Origin of the sequence: Paucibacter sp. B2R-40 (assembly GCF_025717555.1) — a bacterium.
Taxonomy (GTDB): domain Bacteria; phylum Pseudomonadota; class Gammaproteobacteria; order Burkholderiales; family Burkholderiaceae_C; genus Paucibacter_A.
Map to the genome: position 1 here is coordinate 257,020 of NZ_JAJIRP010000008.1, position 15,880 is coordinate 272,899.

Genomic DNA, 15,880 nt, shown 5'->3' on the forward strand with positions numbered 1-15,880 from the left:
GGCGGCCATGAAATTTCCCGAACGAATTGGCAAGTACCCCATTGAGGCCATACTCGGCCAGGGCGCGATGGGTACGGTCTACAAAGGTTTTGATCCGCACATCCAGCGCTCGGTGGCCATCAAGACCGTGCATAAGAGTCTGCTCACGCAAGAGTCTGAGCAGGCCTCGTTTGCGGCGCGCTTTCGCAATGAAGCTCAGGCAGTAGGGCGCCTGCAGCATCCCAATATCGTGGCCATCTACGAGTTTGGAGAAGACGAGGCGAGCGCCTATATCGCGATGGAGTTTGTCGAAGGCAAGAGCCTGGATCAGGTCTTGCATGCGACACCCTTGCTGCCCGAAGCACAGGCGCTGCGGGTGATGGAGCAATTGCTTGATGCTTTGGACTGCGCCCATCGGCATGGGGTGTGGCACCGGGATGTCAAACCCGCCAACCTGATTCTTACGGCCCAGGGGCAGGTCAAATTGACCGACTTTGGTATTGCGCGCATCGAGAATATGGGACTGACGCAGGTGTCCTCGATGATTGGGACCCCGGGCTATATGGCGCCCGAACAATACATTGGCGAGGGCATCGATCACCGGGCCGACTTGTTCGCTGCGGGCGTGCTGCTCTATCGTTTGCTGACCGGGGTTCTGCCATTCACCGGTTCGGTCGAAACGGTGATGTACAAGATCATGAATGAGCAAGCCACGCCGCCCAGCCAACTAAGTAAGGACGGGCAAGCTGGCCGGGTCGAGTTTTATGACGCACTATTGCACAAAGCCCTGATCAAGGACGCCAACAAGCGGTTTCAAAGTGCGGCTGAATTTCGCCAAGCCTTGTCGGCAGCTCACAGGGGCGAGGCAGGGCAAGGCCTTGCTGAACCGCAAGGTGACGACCAAGCGACCCTGATCATTCCGCAAGCGCAGTGGGCCCAGGCGGTCGGTGCCGCGGCCAAACTGACGGTCAATCAGGATCGGCCTTTTGCCACCTTTTCAAACTCGCCTACTTCCTCGGCGTCGTCTTTGGCCAGCGCGGCGATGCCGACCGGGTGGGATCCCGTTGCGCTGAGCCGAATCGAGCGTGCGCTGGCGGTTCAACTCGGACCCATGTCCAAGCTGATGGTGCGCCAAGCCGCACAGCGCTGCAATGATATGCAGAGCTTGGCGGTGGAATTGGGTCGGCATATTGAGCAAGATTCGAAGCGGCGAGACTTCATTCGGGAAGCGACCCTGGCTTCGCAGGCTGCGCCGATCGTGAGCGCGCCGGCTTCCATTGCCAAAGCAGCTTCAATTTCAACGGCGACATCAAATGCGGCGCCAGATCGATCTGGCACAAACGCGACTGAGCCGCTCACCGAAGCCTTCAAAGCGCAGGCCACTGCCGTGTTGAGCCGCCAGATCGGCCCGATCGCAAAAATTTTCGTCAAACGAAGTGCCGACAAGGCCGCCGGCAAAGCGGACTTCATTCGCCTGCTGATCGAGGCCGCCGGCGAAGCCGATGCCGCAAGCCTTGAACGTGAACTCAATTTAATCGCCTGAAAAAGCCAGTTTTGGTGCTTTTTGTCAGCAGCGGGTGCGGCAGTGCTGGCGCCAAAGCAGCGGCTTTGCAGGCAAGAACAAATGCTGATCGAACTGAAGGGCGGTTAGCATGCAAGGCCTGCAACTTAGGTGTAGAGAATTGAACTTCGATGAACGAAAGCCATCCTTCCGATTTCAGCCCCTTTGAAGATCTCAGCATGACCGAAATTATTCGGATGCAGAGTCAGTTGCAGCAGGTGCTCACCAGGCGTTTTGAGCGGCAGTCGGTGCTCTTGTTCTCTGATGTGGTCGGCTCAACCCCGTATTTCGCGCGCTTTGGAGACGCCGCCGGTCGGCAGTTGCAGCAGCTGCATTTCGACCTGTTGGCACAGGCGATTGCGTCCTTCGGCGGGCGCATCGTGGATACTGCCGGGGACGGCGCTTTCATGGTGTTTGCGGGTGTCAATGCAGCCTTGGACGCGGTCAGGCAGATTCAGGAATTGGTCAGCCATGAGAATCTCTCCCGGGCCAGGGTGCAGCAGTTGCAACTACGAATGGGCCTGCATTGGGGGCCGGTGCTCACGGACGGCGTGTCCGTCAGCGGCGATTCGGTGAATTTCTGTGCCCGGGTGGCGAGTTCGGCCGCCGCCGGTGAGATTCGCTTGACACGCGAGACTTTCTTGGAGATGGACTCGGCCCGGCGCGTGCAATGTCAGCCTGTCACCACCGGCGAACTCAAGGGAGTGAGTCGAGCTGTTGAGTTATTTGCGCTGAACTGGCGCGAGACAGAGCAGTTTCCCACTCACTTTCGAATCAATGAGTCTGTGGAAGCGATCGCCTTGCCCCTGCTGGACATCATCAGCTTTGGCCGCTTGCGTGATCACGAAGGCATGCAGGCCAACGATGTAGTTTTGGCAACGCAAGATCCAGCTGCGGTGCGCTTGATCAGCCGTTGGCACTTCGAGTTGCGCCGCGGTGCTGCCGGCTTTTTTCTGCGTGCAATATCCGACAGCCTGACCGAGGTGGACGGTGTACCCGCTCCCAAAGGCCAAGACGTACCCATCTTGGTGGGTAGCCGCGTCGGCGTGGCCAATGCCTTGACCTTGGAATTCTTGGCCCCGCGCCAGATGGATGCCAGGACTCAGCTCAGTGTGGCAAGGCCAAGATGAGATTTACCCCACCCTCAAGGCATTTGTTTGCCTGCACTGGCACCGGGGTGGAATATCTTTTCCGCAGGGTTCAAAGCCTGTTTTCCTGCGGGGAAATTGGCTATGCTCGGGGCCTAGATCTAGCTCCTTCCGGCCATGTCGATTCCACCTGACTTCCAAACGCTCAGTCCCTGGTTCGAGGATTCTGCCGCTCGGTTGACGCCGGGAGACAGCGTTAGCGCCAGGCTCAGCTTGAGTGAAGCGATCGGCAATGATGCGGCACTTGGTCGGCTGCGCAGCACAGCACGGTCTTTGGCCGAGGGCACGGATTTGTCCCGGCTCGATGAGCATCAGCTGATTGAACTATTGACTCCGTTGCTGGTCGATGGCTGGCTACATCTTGACTTGCGCAGGCCCTTGGCCTACCAGCTGGTGCCGGTGGCAGCGCCGGTGAGCACGCCGGCGCCTGCTGCACCCGCGCCGGCCGGTCCACGCCCGGCGGTTGCGGCAGCGCCGCCCGAGCCGGTCGATTCGACCTTTGGCTCGAGCCTGGATGTCGCCGCGATGGTCGCCGTGCTGAAGGCTGCCGCTGAGAGCGGCGTGCCGTTTTGCGAGGAATGCGCCAGGGCTGCGGCCCAAAGGCAAGTCGCCGAGGCAGCGCCGGCATGAGTATGAGCCCAGCGCAGCGCGAGCAAATCATGCAGACCTTGTGGCCCAAAGGCGCTACTTCGTCGAAGATGAGCGTTTGGGCGATCCTGGATTGCGCGCGCGACCCCAAAATTTATTTGGCCTTGTTGGCCTCGCGGCTTGAGTTCCGTTGTTTGTACAGCGGCAAGTTGCCGCGTGAGCTGGAAATGGTGGCACCCCAGTTGGTTGAGTTGCATCCCGGCAACCGTTTAACCGCGCAGTTATTGGACGAAGGCTGGGGCAATGCCTGGGGGGTATTTTTGAAGACGGCCGATCCGGTAAATCTGCGCCATCATTTGCGTAAGTTTTTGAAGGTACAGGATGAAGATGGACGGCGTTTGCTGTTTCGCTATTACGACCCGAGGGTGTTGCGGGTGTATTTGCCGACTTGCACAAAGGCGGAGCTTGCCCAGCTGTTCGGCCCCGTAGTGAGCTATTTTTCGGAGAGCGAAGGCGGTAGCTCTTTGCTTCAATTCAGCCCGGCGCCGGCGGGGCAGCTGGTCGAGCGCCGATGGGCTGAGTCCAGGCCCGAGGATGCGAGCGCTTAGGACCTCATCAAGGGGCTGTGGTCACACCGATTGCCAAGCCATTGTTGGCGTCAACGAGTCCAAAGCGACCCTGCTCATCGATCCAGCCAACAACGGCGCCATCCGCGCCAAGCATCAATTGCGCCAGCCCCAGATCCGAGACTTGAAGCCGCCACAGACAAGCTCCGTTCGCATCTTGCGGATGCACGGCAATCAGCTCCCCTTCTGGCGTGCCCAGCAGCAGCTTGCTCGCTGCGTTGTCAAGCGCCGCCGCATTGGCCGCGAAATGGCGCGGTCCGGCGCTCAGCAAGGTCTCGGTGGCGGCGTCAAAAACCAACAACTCGTCCCAGTACAAAAAGATGCGAGACCCGTCGGCGCTGACGCCGAACGCGCCGTCCGGGTAGGCCAGTCGTTCACCTTCAATAGGCCGGTGCTCGGCCGTGACGCGATTCGTGGTGCGCTCCCAGCGCAGCCAGTCCAGCGCGCTGACCAGGGTCAAGGTCCGTGCGTCGGCTGCGACCGCGAAGGCGTCGAACGGGACGGCATCACTGCCATTGCTTGCGATCGGCACCGCGACCATCCACCCGCCCTCGTCTGCTTGCCACAGCAGGCCGCGCCGCCAGCCATCTACCGTCACATAGACATGCTCGGCCAGAACGGCCGCTTGCCGCACGGCGGCCGGGCATTGGAACTCAGCCAGCAAGCCGGCCTGCTCGGTTTGCCAGACGAAGACGGCGCCTTCGGCATCACAGGCGAGCAGCAGGCTGGCATCCGGCGACACCGCCAGGTGAACAATCGCCCGGCGTGAGGCCAGCGTCAGCCAGGGCTGGGGCGACCCCATCGAGTGGCCGCTCCATTCGAGCCGGCTGATGCCCCCTAGTTCATCCCCGCTCCAGCCACGGCATTCGAACGCGCAAAGGGCCAAAGCGGTGGTGCGGACTGGTGCGGCAGGCAGCGAGGGTGAGGGCGGCGAAGTGAGCAAGGGCGAGTTCAATATTGCCTCCCGTAGGCGCGTGCATTGTTGATATTGGGCTCGTGGGGATTGAAGGCGGGGTCGCTGTACCAGGACGGATGGTGATCGGTACTGGTGAAGTTGGTGCGGTAATGCACGAAGTAGCTTGCATGCGTCGGCCAACTGGCCAGATTGGTCATGCCCGGCACCGCATGATTGGCACCCGCGTGGTGGATGGAATAGCCGGCCGTCAGCATGGCGTTCCAACTGTTGGAGCCGTTGACAAACAACCAGCCGCCCGGCTTGAGAACTTGTGGCCCGTGATAGCGGTAGCAGCGCATCAGATAACCCTGCAGGCCGACGGTATTGACGTTCGAGCGGTAATGATCGACCGAGTCTGCGGGCATTTCACCCACGATGCCGTACCAGGCCGGGTCGATGGCCTGGCCGTCGGCATAGCGAAATGCGCCGGCGATGGTGAGCGCCATTGGCGTGGTGTGGGCAGGTGCGAACTGCAGGTTGACTGCGTCGGTGTGCAGGTTCTGGTGATTCAGCGCGCCCCCGCCGTTGCCGCGAACAAAGTCGAACTGAGTGGCATAGTGCGTCGGTTGGCCGTGGTTGACAAACGGTGCGCGCGCCAGCACCGTCAGTGCGACGCCGTAGCCGAAGCTGTACACGCTGATGGCCTTGCCGTTCTTGAAGCGCACGCCACCTTGAGCGCTAAGCCCCATGACCTCGCACATATGCAGACCGTAGCCCGGGTGGGGGTTGTTGAAGACGACTGCATCGAAGGCACCGTAGCCGAGCAGCGCGGCGTTCCAATGGCCGGCATTGGTGGCGTCGAACTGTACCCCGTGGTTGACCAAATTCTCGGTCAGCGCCGTCTGCACGCGCTGGCGTTGATTGGCATTGTTGATCCAGACGTTGGTTTGCCAATGCCTGATATTGAGGTGGTTGGACACGTGCAGGATAGGCGTTACATCGTATTGCGTCGCCACCACCCAGCGCAAGCCGGCCGGGTTGGCCAGCGCGTTGCGGTACTTGCTTGCCAGCCCAGTTGCGTATTCGAAATGCGTTCCTTCACCGACGATCATGACTTGCGGGAAGCGAAAGACGAAGCGCACCCGCAGCGTGGCGCCCCGGCGCGTGACCTGCAGCCTTATGCCATTGGCGGCAATGGTGCGGTAGGTGGCATCGTCGGCGGCGGCGTCCAGAGGGCCGACGGCGCGCGGGTTGCCTTCGGTCCAAAGCTCAACCGTGGAGTTGGGCAAAAAGCCGATGAAGGGGACCGTCAGCTGGTGGGCGCTGGCGCAATCCAGCAGATGGTTGTTGATTTCATCGGCCGGTGGGGCAGCGCCATTGGCGGCAAAGGCAATATGGGCATTCGCCGGCGCGCCCCCCGGCGGCGTGCTGGCAAGGGCGAGATTGAGCCCGACGGTCCATGCGTGCGGCCAAGCCATCAGACCGATGCCGGGCTTCTCGGTGTAGACCTCGACACTGATCTGAAACTGGCCCGCCACAATCACCGTGAGTTGAGTCAACAAGCCGGTATTGCTTTGACCCACCCACAGCCTGCTGGGGTCGGTCAGCTCCGCATTGACGGCCAGATTGGCGAAGTCCGCTGCGGTGTCGTAGACAAAAGTGATCAGGCCGTTGGCATCGGTTGGCTGCGTATGCTGCTGCGGCCCCACGTCCAGCCGCACCGGCGTATGGGCCAGCACCGGCGTGCCTGGCGCGTGATGATTGCGCACCTGGACGGTCAGGTAGGCGCGCGGCACCGCCAACTCGCAGGGCATGCTCGCCGATACGGGGGCGTCCGGCGGCCCACCTGAGCGTGCTTCGATGAAGGCCATGACTTCAGCCCATCGCCTGCTCAAGCGCAGTGAGCTTGTCTGCCCCCATCAGCAGCGGATTGTTGAGCGCTGCCACGATGGCGGCGTCGGCTGCCTGTGGGTCACGGCCTAGGGCCAGCACCAGCCGCCCGTAGCGTGCCACATCGTCCTTGCTGATCAAGCCATATTGCGCCGCAAGGCCCAACACTGGCCGCAGCAGCGCAAACAACTCGGCATCCGACGCGCCAGGTTCGGGCAAGCCATTGTCTTCGCGCGCCTGCTCGATCAGCCTGCGCGTGAATTGATCCCAAAGTGCAGCTTCGAAACTGGCGAGTTGCGCTCGGCGGATTGTCAGCATGAGTGGCCGAGCCCCGCCAGTTGCTGCGCCGGCTCCGCCACCGACTGCATCCGCATCACCGTAACCGCATTCCGGTGCCGATGGCTGATCACCGGCATCAACCCCGCCGCCAGCATAGATAAACCCGTGTCTTCACCAAGGTAGCGTTCCGCACAGGCTTGCAGTTCGCGCTCGCCATCAAACAGGTATGTGAAGGCCGGCATATCGCCAATCTCGCGTTCGTCGCCGGGCTCGAAGTCCCAGCCGCGTGCATTGAAGGAGCGGCCCACAGCCAAGGCCACGGCCAGAGCGCCATTGCCCCATAAAAACTCTTCGTGAACCGGCGTGGCATCGAACTCTTCGAAAGCAAAGCCATCGATAGGGTCGCTCTTCTTGCCGTAAGGCAGACGAAGCAAGACTCGCGGAGCGGCCAAGCCAATCCAGCGCGCGGCCTCGCTATGCCGCAAGGTTTGCCAATTGGCTTGCTCCTTGGTCTCCAGCGCAGCCAAGCCAGGGTCGCCGCCTGCCAGCAAGGGCCCACCAGCCTGCGAGGCCAAAATCCCCAAAGCTGCCAGCAAACCCAGATCGAGATCCGAGGCTCCAAATTGATACAAACCCACCAGAGCCGACCAACTTTGACCGCCGGGCAGATTGCGCCAGCGGTCGGCCAAGGCGCGGTGCAAGCCCGTTTGGCTCAATTGGCCCTTGGAGACGATGATATCGGCCAGCAGTTCTGCGCGTGATACATCAAACAGGTGTAACTCCAGCTGGTCGTCCAATTCGAGGTTCGTGATCAACCAATGCACGCCACGCCATGCCGCTTCGAGGCTTTGAAAGGCTGGCTCGTGCAGCAGGCGGCGCATCTGCTCGGTGACGGCGGCGTCTACGGCTGCATGCTGTGTCTGCAGGTCGGCGGCTTGGTCGGGGACTATGTGCGGAGCGACTAAATTGCGAATCAAATTGTCCAAACCCTGGGCGCCTGTTTGAGCGGATTCAAGCGAGTCGGGGCCAGGTCTTGCCTGACTCGACCCGTTTGATTTCCCCAGCAACTGATCCAGCAGGCCCGCGGCGTCGCTGTTGCTGTTGCTGTTGCTGTTGCTGACGCTGCTGCTGCTGCTGCTTCTGCTGCAGCTGACAGGCCGGTTTCGCGCCTGACGCAAGTCCTCAAACCGTGGCAAGCGGGCATAGAGCTGTTCGGGGTGGAAGTCGTCGAGAGTCGAAAAAGCAAGCTCCCCGCAAGCCAATTTGAGTTGGGGCCTGAGTCGCTGCATCACTTCATCAAGGCTATCTAGATCGACCCGATGGCTGGGTCGATCTGACAGCGCCGTTTTTTCGCTCGTAGGCCTGGCGCTGAAGTCGCCCAGCAGCAACAAGCGCATGGGGCCGTGCTTCGTTTTTGGCGCCGCCTCGCTCGGGCCGAAGGAGAAACCAAATTCCATTCGCTGAGGCATTGTGGGCTCCGAGGCTTTTGACATGGGCAGGGGCTAACGAGCAATACCCGCAGCTTGAGGCGTAGCATACTGTGCTCCAAAACAGGCGGTCTGCGCAATCCCAAAAAGTACCGAAGGCTTGGCATGTCAGGTGCCTTTTTTTCAGTCGCAGGACCGTTATAGTTCGCGGACTCGGCAGAGGTGCTTGCATGCCGGAGTCAGGGCGCTAGATTTTTGGGATTCAGAATTTATGGCAGCATCGTCGGAATTTCAAATGGGCATGGTCAGCGCGGCCGGAGCGGCCTTGGCTTTGCGTTCGATGTCGGCCTTCGAGGAGGTCTCGCGCCCGTTTGAGTTTCAGATCATTGCGGTGTCTGACAATGCGGCGCTCGCAGCCGATGATTTGCTGGGAAGCACAGCGGCCGCCTGGGTCGCCACCGGCGACGCCGGCCCGCGTTGGTTCAATGGTGTGGTGAGCGCCTTCGGTTTCGAAGGCATGGACGGCCGTCAGTACAAATACAGGCTGTGTCTGAGGCCCTCGCTTTGGTTGTTGACTCGCTCGGCCAATTTGCGCGTTTTCCAGGAGATGTCGGTTCCCGACATCTTGACCCAGGTTTTTTCGGCCTACCCCGGCACGGTCACACGGCAACTCAGCGCCACGTACGCGGCGCGGACCTTTTGCGTCCAGTACCGAGAGACCGACTTCAACTTCGTCAGCCGCTTGATGGAAGAGGAGGGCATCTTCTATTTCTTCCGCCACAGCGAGGACAAGCATGAGTTGGTGATCGCCGATGCGGCCAGCGCGCATGTGAGCAGCCCGGGCTTTGAGACCGTGCAGTATCTGTCTGCCGGCAATGCCAAGGTCAGCCAAGCGGCCATCAATGAATGGCAGATGCGGCACGAGGTCCAGACCGGCAAGGTGGTGCTGCGTGATTACAATTTTTTGACCCCCGATTCCGACCTCACTAGCGCGCCGGCTGCAGGCAGCCGCGGCCACGCCGAAGCTGCGCATGAGGTGTACGACTATCCCGGGCGTTATGCGGCCAAGGCCGATGGCGACGCGCTGGCCATGATCAGGCTAGAGGAGGCGCAGGCCCGGTTCGGCCGCTTCACCGGCCAAGGCAATACGCAGGGTTTGGCGGCCGGCGCGCGTTTCAAGCTGGCAGGCCATCCACGGGATGATCAGAATGCCGAGTACATCGTTTTATCCACCCGTATCGAGATGAGCTTGTCGGCTTACGAATCGGGTGCCGATGAGTCTTCGTTTGGCTGCAGCTTCACCTTGCAGCGTTACGATGAAACCTTGCGGCCGGCCCGCAACACCCGCAAGCCCACGGTGGCTGGGCCACAGACGGCCGTCGTGGTGGGCGATGCTGATCCCGGCGACATCGTCACGGACGAGCACGGCCGGGTGAAGATTCAATTCCATTGGGACCGCATCGGTACCAAGACGGCGGCCAGCAGTTGCTGGGTGCGGGTGGCCAGCCCCTCGGCCGGTAACGGCTTCGGCATGATTTCGCTGCCGCGCCTGGGGCAAGAAGTGGTGGTGGACTTTTTGGAAGGCGACCCGGATCAGCCCTTGATCACAGGTCGGGTCTATAACGCGAAGCAAAAGCCGCCCTATGAGTTGCCGGTCAATGCGACCGTCAGCACCATCAAAAGCCGCAGCAAGCTGGGCGGCGCGGCCGACTTCAATGAGTTGCGCTTTGAGGACAAGAAGGGCAGTGAATACCTGCTGTTTCACGCGCAAAAGGATAGATTCGAGTTTGTTGAAGAGACGCTGAAAAGCGAGATCGGCAAGGATGAGCATCGCACCGTCAAGGCAGACCGCAAGGAAAAAGTCGAGGGCGAGTACCACCTCAGCGTGGTGAAGGATCTAAAGCAAAAAGTCGACGGCAAGTTCAGCCTTGACGTCGGCAAAGACATGCTCCTGAAGGGCGGCGGTATCTTCAGCCTGAAGACGGCTAAAGACATCACCGCACAATCGGGAGCGGCAGTTTCTATCAAATCGACGGCCGATCTGCACCTGAAGATCGGAGCGAACATCGGCGCCGACGCCGGGCAAAACGTGCACATCAAGGCGGGCATGAATGTGGTGATCGAGGCCGGCGTGCAGATCAGCATCAAGGCAGGCGCCTCATCCATTGTGCTGGGCCCGGACGGGGTCTCCATCACCGGCTCCATGGTCAAGATCAATTCGGGCGGATCACCGGGCTCGGGCGCAGGCGCAAGCCCGGTGGCGCCGACCGACCCGGACGCACCAGATGCGCCCGAGGTGCCCGAAGACCCCTTGACCCACCGATAGTGCGGCGATGCAGCCGATCGACATCGATGCCCTAGAGCAAGCCGCCTGGTCTGACTTTGTGCGGCGGCTATCCCTTCAGCTGGCCGGCCTATGGCCCGCGATGGAAGGCTTGCTGGGCGAACGCTATCCAATGTTTGTCAGCTTGGCGGTGGAACAGGCCGCCAAGCAGGGCTTGAGCCAAGCCGCCAGCGTGGCTCGTTATGTCAATCTTTGCTTTGTGTGGGGTCCAGGTTTCCAAGACAAGGCGGGCTTCGAATGGGCGCTTGAGTCCTTGTCCAAGGCCGGCGAGCAGGAGTGGCTGAGCATGCATCAGCTGGTGCAGCGCTCGCTGCTGGAGTTGCAGCGCTTGCCCGGCGCCAAGGTCGAGCCGCAGGCCTTGACGGCGGCCGACACGACGCTTCTGGATTCCTTTGGGAGCCTGGGGCGCCAAGGTGAAATGCTGAACCCGGTGGCTGAGCCGCAGAGTTTGCCGCGTCATGCTTGTGATTTGGAAGCGCTGGATTTGCGCCTGCTGGAAGCCGATGGTGACGATGCAGCTGGCTTGCAGGAATACCGGCTCGACGGCAATGGCTGGCACCTTGCCAGGCTTGCCGCGCCGCCCGCTTTGCGCATAGACGCGAGTCGTCCTATGCCGGCCTTGATCGCCGTGCTGTCTGCGCAAAAAGGTCAGGGGCGTGCGGCCAAGCTGCAACTGCGTACGCGCAGCCATGCGGTCTGCAATGGCGATGTCCACCCGGCCTTGGCCTTCAGTGGGCCTATCCAGCGTTGGGACTGGGCCGGCCATGAAACGCGTGCGGTCAGCTGGCCGGTGCTGGCGCGCGAGCAGCCCACCAGCAAGCCGGGCCCCGGTTGCGTGATCGCCGAGGAAACGTCGCCGGAACTTTACAAACTGGACCTGACGGTCTGTGGCCTGCGCGATGACGGCGAGGCGCTGGGGTCTGTGCAGACGCTGGTCTACGCCTGGCCGGCGGCGCAGTGGTGGCTGGAAATCCAGCGCGCTCGCCCGCAACCGGGCCAGCTGCAAACCTTGTTGCCCGGCGCGAAGAGTTGGGCGCGGGGCTTGAGCCGCTGCCGGCTCGAGCGTGACGGCCAGGCGCAAGACAGCATGCCCCTGCAGCAACAATTCGAGCAAGGTCTGGACGGCGCTGCGGCCGATGGCCTGCAACAGCTGGCTGCCGCTTGGGCGCAGACCCAAGGGCTGGCCGATGCCTGCTTCGAAGCCAGCCTGGGTTTGTTGGTCGGCAAGATGGCCGGCACCTGGGGCTGGCGTCTTGGCGCCGGTGGTTTGGACGGACCGGCCTTGATGCGCCTGGTTGCGCAACTGGACATGGATGCCTGCGTCGCTGAGCTGGTTTTTGGCGGCGACTTGGGCTTGGCCGGCGCCAACACGCGCATCAGCCTGCGCTGCGTGGGTCAGGCCTCGATGCGCCAGCAGATCCAGCATGAACAGGCCGGCCCGGGATTGAGTCCTAGCTTGAGCGACACGCTGCTGAACGGCGTTGTTAGCTGGCGCTTCCCTTTCGAGCTGAGTTTAGAGTCGCTGGCGCTTGATGCGGCCTGTCTGGCGCAACTGGCCGAGCCGGTCAGCGGGGCTTTGGTCGGTGAGGCGGGTTTGCGCCCCAACTCCAAGGGCGGCAGTGGTTGGGAATGGTTTGTAGGCTTGCGTACCGAGCCCGTGCTGGCTACTTTGCAATGGAGCGACCCCTTGCTGGGGCAGGGGCAGCAGCAGCTGGCCTTGCTGCCGGCCATGGTGCTGCTGGACTGGAGCATGGGCTGATGGAACGCCTGCTGGTTTTACGCTTGGAGGCACAGGGTTGCAGCGCTGAGGCGGTCTTGAACGGCGTGCCATTGCTGCGCGTTGGCGGGGCGCAGGCCGTGGCCAGCCTGCCGGTTCACGAATTCACATTGGCCGGCAGCAACGAGATTGAGTTGATCATCAATCCGCTGCCCGTCAGTGCCTTGACAGCGCGCGGCGCCGGAGCGGCTGAATTGCCCGCTGAGCCCAGCCTGTCCGATGGCGAGGTCGGCGCAAGCCTGCGGCTCTTGCTGCCGCGCGTGGGCGCTATTGCGCATCCGGCCAATGCCCGAACTTTGGCAAGCTTGGACTGGGCGCCTGCCTCCGACGAAGTCTACAAGTCGCCCACGCGCTTGCAGCAAGCGGTTGACCTGCCGATCGCTTTTGCGCGGTGGCGCTGGCTGGACGCACCGGTGATCGCTGTGACCGAGGGGCTCAAGCAGGAGCTTGCCGACTATTTGCTCAAAATTGCACTGGGCTTGGCCAAGGGCAACCCGGAACCTTTGATTCAAGCCTCCCGCTTGCGCCTTGAAGAACTTTCACAGGCCTACCAGCGCAAGCTGAGTGACGATGTCGAACGCTTGCGTGCGCATATCTTGCAGCTGCACCAAGCTCAGGCACTCAAGCCGGCTTTGCCGAGCAGCGCCAAGTTGATGCTGCGGTCGGTGGCCGGTGGGCGCTTGCTCGAATGCCTGGCGCCGGATGGTTTGCCGCTTTTGCGCAGCGCTTGTGCGGGCGGCGGGCAGATCATGTGGCCGCTCAGAGTTTCGGCCATTGGCGGCGAGTTCTATGTTTTGCGCTGAAGTGTTTTGCGCGCGGCTACGCGGCGCAAGACGCCGCTATGCTGTGCGTTTAAAGAGTTTGGGAGTGTTCGAATGATCTTGCTGACCGTGCTCAGCTTCAATGGCGCGCCCGTGGCCGACATGGCCGGCTTGGCGGCCAGCTTTGATGAACTCGGCGGCACGATTGGCCGGGCCGACAACAATCAGCTGGTCCTGCCCGACCCAGAGCGCAGTATTTCGCGGGTGCATGCGCGCATCGTGTTTCGCGCCGGCGCTTACGCGGTCATCGACAGTGGCAGCAATCCGATTGCCGTGAATGGACGCACGCTGGGCTCGTCCTCCGAGCAGGTGCTCAAACCGGGCGATCAGCTGCAAATTGGCGGCTATTTGCTCGCGGTCTCGGCAGGTGCAGGGGCAGGATCAGCGACCCCATCCAGCAGCGATCCGTTTGCGGACCTGTTTGGTGACATCGGCAGCGGATTGGCGGCACCGCAACCAGCAACTTATGCGCCCGCGCCCGCAGTGCAGTCGTCGCCAACTGCTTGGCCGGCGCCTGCGCCTACACCAAGCGCCGCAGCCGGGCAAATTCCCGATGACTGGGACCCGTTCGCCAGCCACGGCGCTGCGGCGCCTGCTTCTGGATCCGTGTTTGCACCAGCGCCTGCACCAGCGTCCTCCCCTGCGAACAGCTCGGGTCTGAGTGATCTGCAGTTTGGCGCGAGCAAAGCGGATTCTTTGGACGCGATGTTTGGCCTTGGTCCGGGCGGGCCGTCCGGCGATCCCTTTGGCGCTTTGCCGGGCGCCGCCTTGCCGGCCAATATGGCCGCGCACGCCGACCCGCTGCAGTCGCTTGCGCGCCCCGCAGCGGTCGGCAATGCCTCGCTGGCCAATCATGGCTCGGAGCTCAATGCGGCGATGCCCAAGGTGCGCGTGCAGGAGCCTGGGCCGGCGGCTGCGGCCGCAACTCCTGCCATTCCCTTGGGTGCGGTTTTCTCTTGGGATGAGCCCAGTGAGCAAGTGCCCCATACCTCGCCGAGCTTTATATCGAGGCCGCAGTTCGAAGCTGCGCCGGCACCGGTGCCTTCGCCTTCCCCTCCACCTCCACCTCCTCCTCCTCCTCCACTTGCTGCGAGTGCTACCGCCAAGCCGCCTGTTGCGATGCCCGCCGCTGCCGCGCCGGCCGCCGCTGCCGGCGACTCAGCCTTGTTGAGCGCCTTGTTGGACGGACTGGGCTCACCGGGTTTACGCATCGATGCGCTGACACCCGATTTGATGCGCTTGCTTGGCAGCCTTTTGCGCGAGGCGACGCGGGGCTCGGTCGAGCTCTTGGTGGCACGAGCCGCTTTGAAACGCGAGATGCGCGCCGAGATGACGATGATTGTGGCGCGCGAAAACAATCCCCTGAAGTTCTCGCCATCTGCCGAAGTGGCGTTGCAGTATTTGTTGTCGCCCCCCTTGCCGGGTTTTATGGCGGCCGAGCCGGCGATGCGCGACGCGTTTGATGATTTGCGCGCCCATCAATTGGCGGTCATGGCCGGCATGCGGTCGGCGCTGGAGGGCGTGCTGCAACGCTTCAATCCGCAACAGCTTGAGGGCGAACTGACCCAGCGCTCGGCGATCAGTGCCTTGTTGCCGGCCTTGCGAAAAGCGCGTTTATGGGATTTGTTCCAAGACCTTTTTGCGCAGCTGTCGAATGAGGCGCAGGATCAATTCGAGGATCTGTTTGGGCAGGCCTTTTTGGATGCTTACGAGGACCAGTTGGACCGCTTGGCTGCCGAGCCGAGGTCTTCATGAGCGACTTGCTGAAGTACAAGGTGGCGCTGCTGACCGACCGCGGTGGGCGCAGCTATAACGAAGATGCCTGCGGCCATTGGCAGTCGCCCACGCAGCTCTGCTGTGTGCTGGCCGATGGCGCCGGCGGCCATGGCGGCGGCGATGTCGCGTCCAAGCTGGTGGTGCAGGAGTTGGTCGGCTTGTTTGCCCGCCAGCCTTCCCATGACGGTGCCACGCTGGCGGCCTTGCTGCGCCAGACCAACGAGCTGCTGCGTGCGCAGCGCGAGCCCGGCACCGATCGCCAGGACATGCACAGCACCGTCGTCAGCTTGGTGCTGGATCTTGTCAGTGGCCAGGTGCATTGGGCCCATGTCGGGGACTCGCGGCTTTACTGGTTCAGCGCCGGGCGGCTCTTGAGGCGAACCCGAGACCACAGCATGGTGCAGGCCTTGGTGGACGCCGGCATTTTGACCGCCGATCAAATGAGCAACCACCCCAAGCGCAGCGAGTTGCGCTCCGCCATGGGCTTGCCTGCCGATGCGCTGGAACTCAGCAGTGGCGATGGGGAACAAGCCGTGCAGCCGCAGGATGTGTTTTTGCTTTGTACCGACGGCATCTGGGAATACTTGGATGACGCCTTGCTGGAGCGTACGCTGGCCGAGGCGACAGCACAGCAGGCCTCGCAGCAGGCATGGCTGGAGACCTTGGGCTCAGAAGTGCGCCGATTGGCCAAGCACAAGGCCAGTCACGATAATTTCACCGCCTTGACAGTGTGGGTCAGCGCAGCTTGATCCGGCTCGCCAAGCCTCGG

Annotated in this window: 13 protein-coding genes; 9 read left to right on the forward strand and 4 right to left on the reverse strand. The window is 62.1% G+C overall.

What is annotated here, in order from left to right; all coding sequences use genetic code 11:
• Nucleotides 1-7 precede the first annotated feature (7 nt).
• The 4 genes from LNV09_RS17475 to LNV09_RS17490 all read left to right on the forward strand — a co-directional run bounded on the left by LNV09_RS17475 (nucleotide 8) and on the right by LNV09_RS17490 (nucleotide 3,884).
• A complete protein-coding gene (locus LNV09_RS17475; protein ID WP_263558344.1) occupies nucleotides 8-1,522 on the forward strand; it encodes a serine/threonine-protein kinase in 1,515 nt (504 codons plus the stop codon).
• A gap of 197 nt (nucleotides 1,523-1,719) precedes the next feature.
• Nucleotides 1,720-2,670, forward strand: a complete 951-nt coding sequence (locus tag LNV09_RS17480) for an adenylate/guanylate cyclase domain-containing protein (protein ID WP_263558345.1) — start codon at nucleotides 1,720-1,722, stop codon at nucleotides 2,668-2,670.
• Between the two features lie 135 nt (nucleotides 2,671-2,805).
• Nucleotides 2,806-3,318, forward strand: coding sequence for a hypothetical protein (locus tag LNV09_RS17485; protein WP_263558346.1), 513 nt, complete (start codon nucleotides 2,806-2,808; stop codon nucleotides 3,316-3,318).
• Complete coding sequence (locus LNV09_RS17490; RefSeq protein WP_263558347.1) at nucleotides 3,315-3,884, forward strand: DUF4123 domain-containing protein; 570 nt, start codon at nucleotides 3,315-3,317, stop codon at nucleotides 3,882-3,884. Before LNV09_RS17485 ends, LNV09_RS17490 begins: the two co-directional genes overlap by 4 nt.
• A 7-nt stretch (nucleotides 3,885-3,891) precedes the next feature.
• On the opposite strand, the gene LNV09_RS17495 is transcribed toward LNV09_RS17490, so the two are convergent.
• The 4 genes from LNV09_RS17495 to LNV09_RS17510 all read right to left on the reverse strand — a co-directional run bounded on the left by LNV09_RS17495 (nucleotide 3,892) and on the right by LNV09_RS17510 (nucleotide 8,435).
• Complete coding sequence (locus LNV09_RS17495) at nucleotides 3,892-4,704, reverse strand: hypothetical protein (protein WP_263558348.1); 813 nt, start codon at nucleotides 4,702-4,704, stop codon at nucleotides 3,892-3,894.
• A 149-nt stretch (nucleotides 4,705-4,853) separates the two neighbouring features.
• Nucleotides 4,854-6,668 carry a hypothetical protein gene (locus LNV09_RS17500; protein WP_263558349.1) on the reverse strand — a complete coding sequence of 605 codons (1,815 nt, stop codon included), beginning with the start codon at nucleotides 6,666-6,668 and terminating at the stop codon, nucleotides 4,854-4,856.
• Between the two features lie 4 nt (nucleotides 6,669-6,672).
• Nucleotides 6,673-7,005, reverse strand: a complete 333-nt coding sequence (locus LNV09_RS17505; protein WP_263558350.1) for a hypothetical protein — start codon at nucleotides 7,003-7,005, stop codon at nucleotides 6,673-6,675.
• Entirely contained in the window at nucleotides 6,999-8,435 is a 1,437-nt protein-coding gene (locus LNV09_RS17510) for a type VI secretion system contractile sheath domain-containing protein (protein WP_263558351.1), read from the reverse strand. The genes LNV09_RS17505 and LNV09_RS17510 overlap by 7 nt, the downstream gene beginning before the upstream one ends.
• A gap of 229 nt (nucleotides 8,436-8,664) precedes the next feature.
• Between LNV09_RS17510 and LNV09_RS17515 the strand changes: the two genes are divergently transcribed.
• The 5 genes from LNV09_RS17515 to LNV09_RS17535 all read left to right on the forward strand — a co-directional run bounded on the left by LNV09_RS17515 (nucleotide 8,665) and on the right by LNV09_RS17535 (nucleotide 15,860).
• Nucleotides 8,665-10,719, forward strand: coding sequence for a type VI secretion system Vgr family protein (locus LNV09_RS17515; RefSeq protein WP_263558352.1), 2,055 nt, complete (start codon nucleotides 8,665-8,667; stop codon nucleotides 10,717-10,719).
• Between the two features lie 7 nt (nucleotides 10,720-10,726).
• On the forward strand, nucleotides 10,727-12,496 hold the full coding sequence (locus tag LNV09_RS17520) for a hypothetical protein (RefSeq protein WP_263558353.1): 1,770 nt from the start codon (nucleotides 10,727-10,729) through the stop codon (nucleotides 12,494-12,496).
• Nucleotides 12,496-13,317, forward strand: a complete 822-nt coding sequence (locus tag LNV09_RS17525) for a hypothetical protein (RefSeq protein ID WP_263558354.1) — start codon at nucleotides 12,496-12,498, stop codon at nucleotides 13,315-13,317. Before LNV09_RS17520 ends, LNV09_RS17525 begins: the two co-directional genes overlap by 1 nt.
• A 72-nt stretch (nucleotides 13,318-13,389) precedes the next feature.
• Nucleotides 13,390-15,090, forward strand: coding sequence for a type VI secretion system-associated FHA domain protein TagH (gene tagH / locus LNV09_RS17530; protein ID WP_263558355.1), 1,701 nt, complete (start codon nucleotides 13,390-13,392; stop codon nucleotides 15,088-15,090).
• Nucleotides 15,087-15,860 carry a PP2C family protein-serine/threonine phosphatase gene (locus LNV09_RS17535; protein WP_263558356.1) on the forward strand — a complete coding sequence of 258 codons (774 nt, stop codon included), beginning with the start codon at nucleotides 15,087-15,089 and terminating at the stop codon, nucleotides 15,858-15,860. Before tagH ends, LNV09_RS17535 begins: the two co-directional genes overlap by 4 nt.
• The last annotated feature ends 20 nt before the right edge of the window (nucleotides 15,861-15,880 follow it).

What these genes read in the sequence shown, in the direction of transcription:
- LNV09_RS17475 (WP_263558344.1), top strand. Translation starts at nt 8, where the DNA reads ATGAAATTTCCCGAACGAATTGGCAAGTACCCCATTGAGGCCATACTC.
- LNV09_RS17480 (WP_263558345.1), top strand. Translation starts at nt 1,720, where the DNA reads ATGACCGAAATTATTCGGATGCAGAGTCAGTTGCAGCAGGTGCTCACC.
- LNV09_RS17485 (WP_263558346.1), top strand. Translation starts at nt 2,806, where the DNA reads ATGTCGATTCCACCTGACTTCCAAACGCTCAGTCCCTGGTTCGAGGAT.
- LNV09_RS17490 (WP_263558347.1), top strand. Translation starts at nt 3,315, where the DNA reads ATGAGTATGAGCCCAGCGCAGCGCGAGCAAATCATGCAGACCTTGTGG.
- LNV09_RS17495 (WP_263558348.1), bottom strand. Translation starts at nt 4,704, where the DNA reads ATGGGGTCGCCCCAGCCCTGGCTGACGCTGGCCTCACGCCGGGCGATT.
- LNV09_RS17500 (WP_263558349.1), bottom strand. Translation starts at nt 6,668, where the DNA reads ATGGCCTTCATCGAAGCACGCTCAGGTGGGCCGCCGGACGCCCCCGTA.
- LNV09_RS17505 (WP_263558350.1), bottom strand. Translation starts at nt 7,005, where the DNA reads ATGCTGACAATCCGCCGAGCGCAACTCGCCAGTTTCGAAGCTGCACTT.
- LNV09_RS17510 (WP_263558351.1), bottom strand. Translation starts at nt 8,435, where the DNA reads ATGCCTCAGCGAATGGAATTTGGTTTCTCCTTCGGCCCGAGCGAGGCG.
- LNV09_RS17515 (WP_263558352.1), top strand. Translation starts at nt 8,665, where the DNA reads ATGGCAGCATCGTCGGAATTTCAAATGGGCATGGTCAGCGCGGCCGGA.
- LNV09_RS17520 (WP_263558353.1), top strand. Translation starts at nt 10,727, where the DNA reads ATGCAGCCGATCGACATCGATGCCCTAGAGCAAGCCGCCTGGTCTGAC.
- LNV09_RS17525 (WP_263558354.1), top strand. Translation starts at nt 12,496, where the DNA reads ATGGAACGCCTGCTGGTTTTACGCTTGGAGGCACAGGGTTGCAGCGCT.
- tagH (WP_263558355.1), top strand. Translation starts at nt 13,390, where the DNA reads ATGATCTTGCTGACCGTGCTCAGCTTCAATGGCGCGCCCGTGGCCGAC.
- LNV09_RS17535 (WP_263558356.1), top strand. Translation starts at nt 15,087, where the DNA reads ATGAGCGACTTGCTGAAGTACAAGGTGGCGCTGCTGACCGACCGCGGT.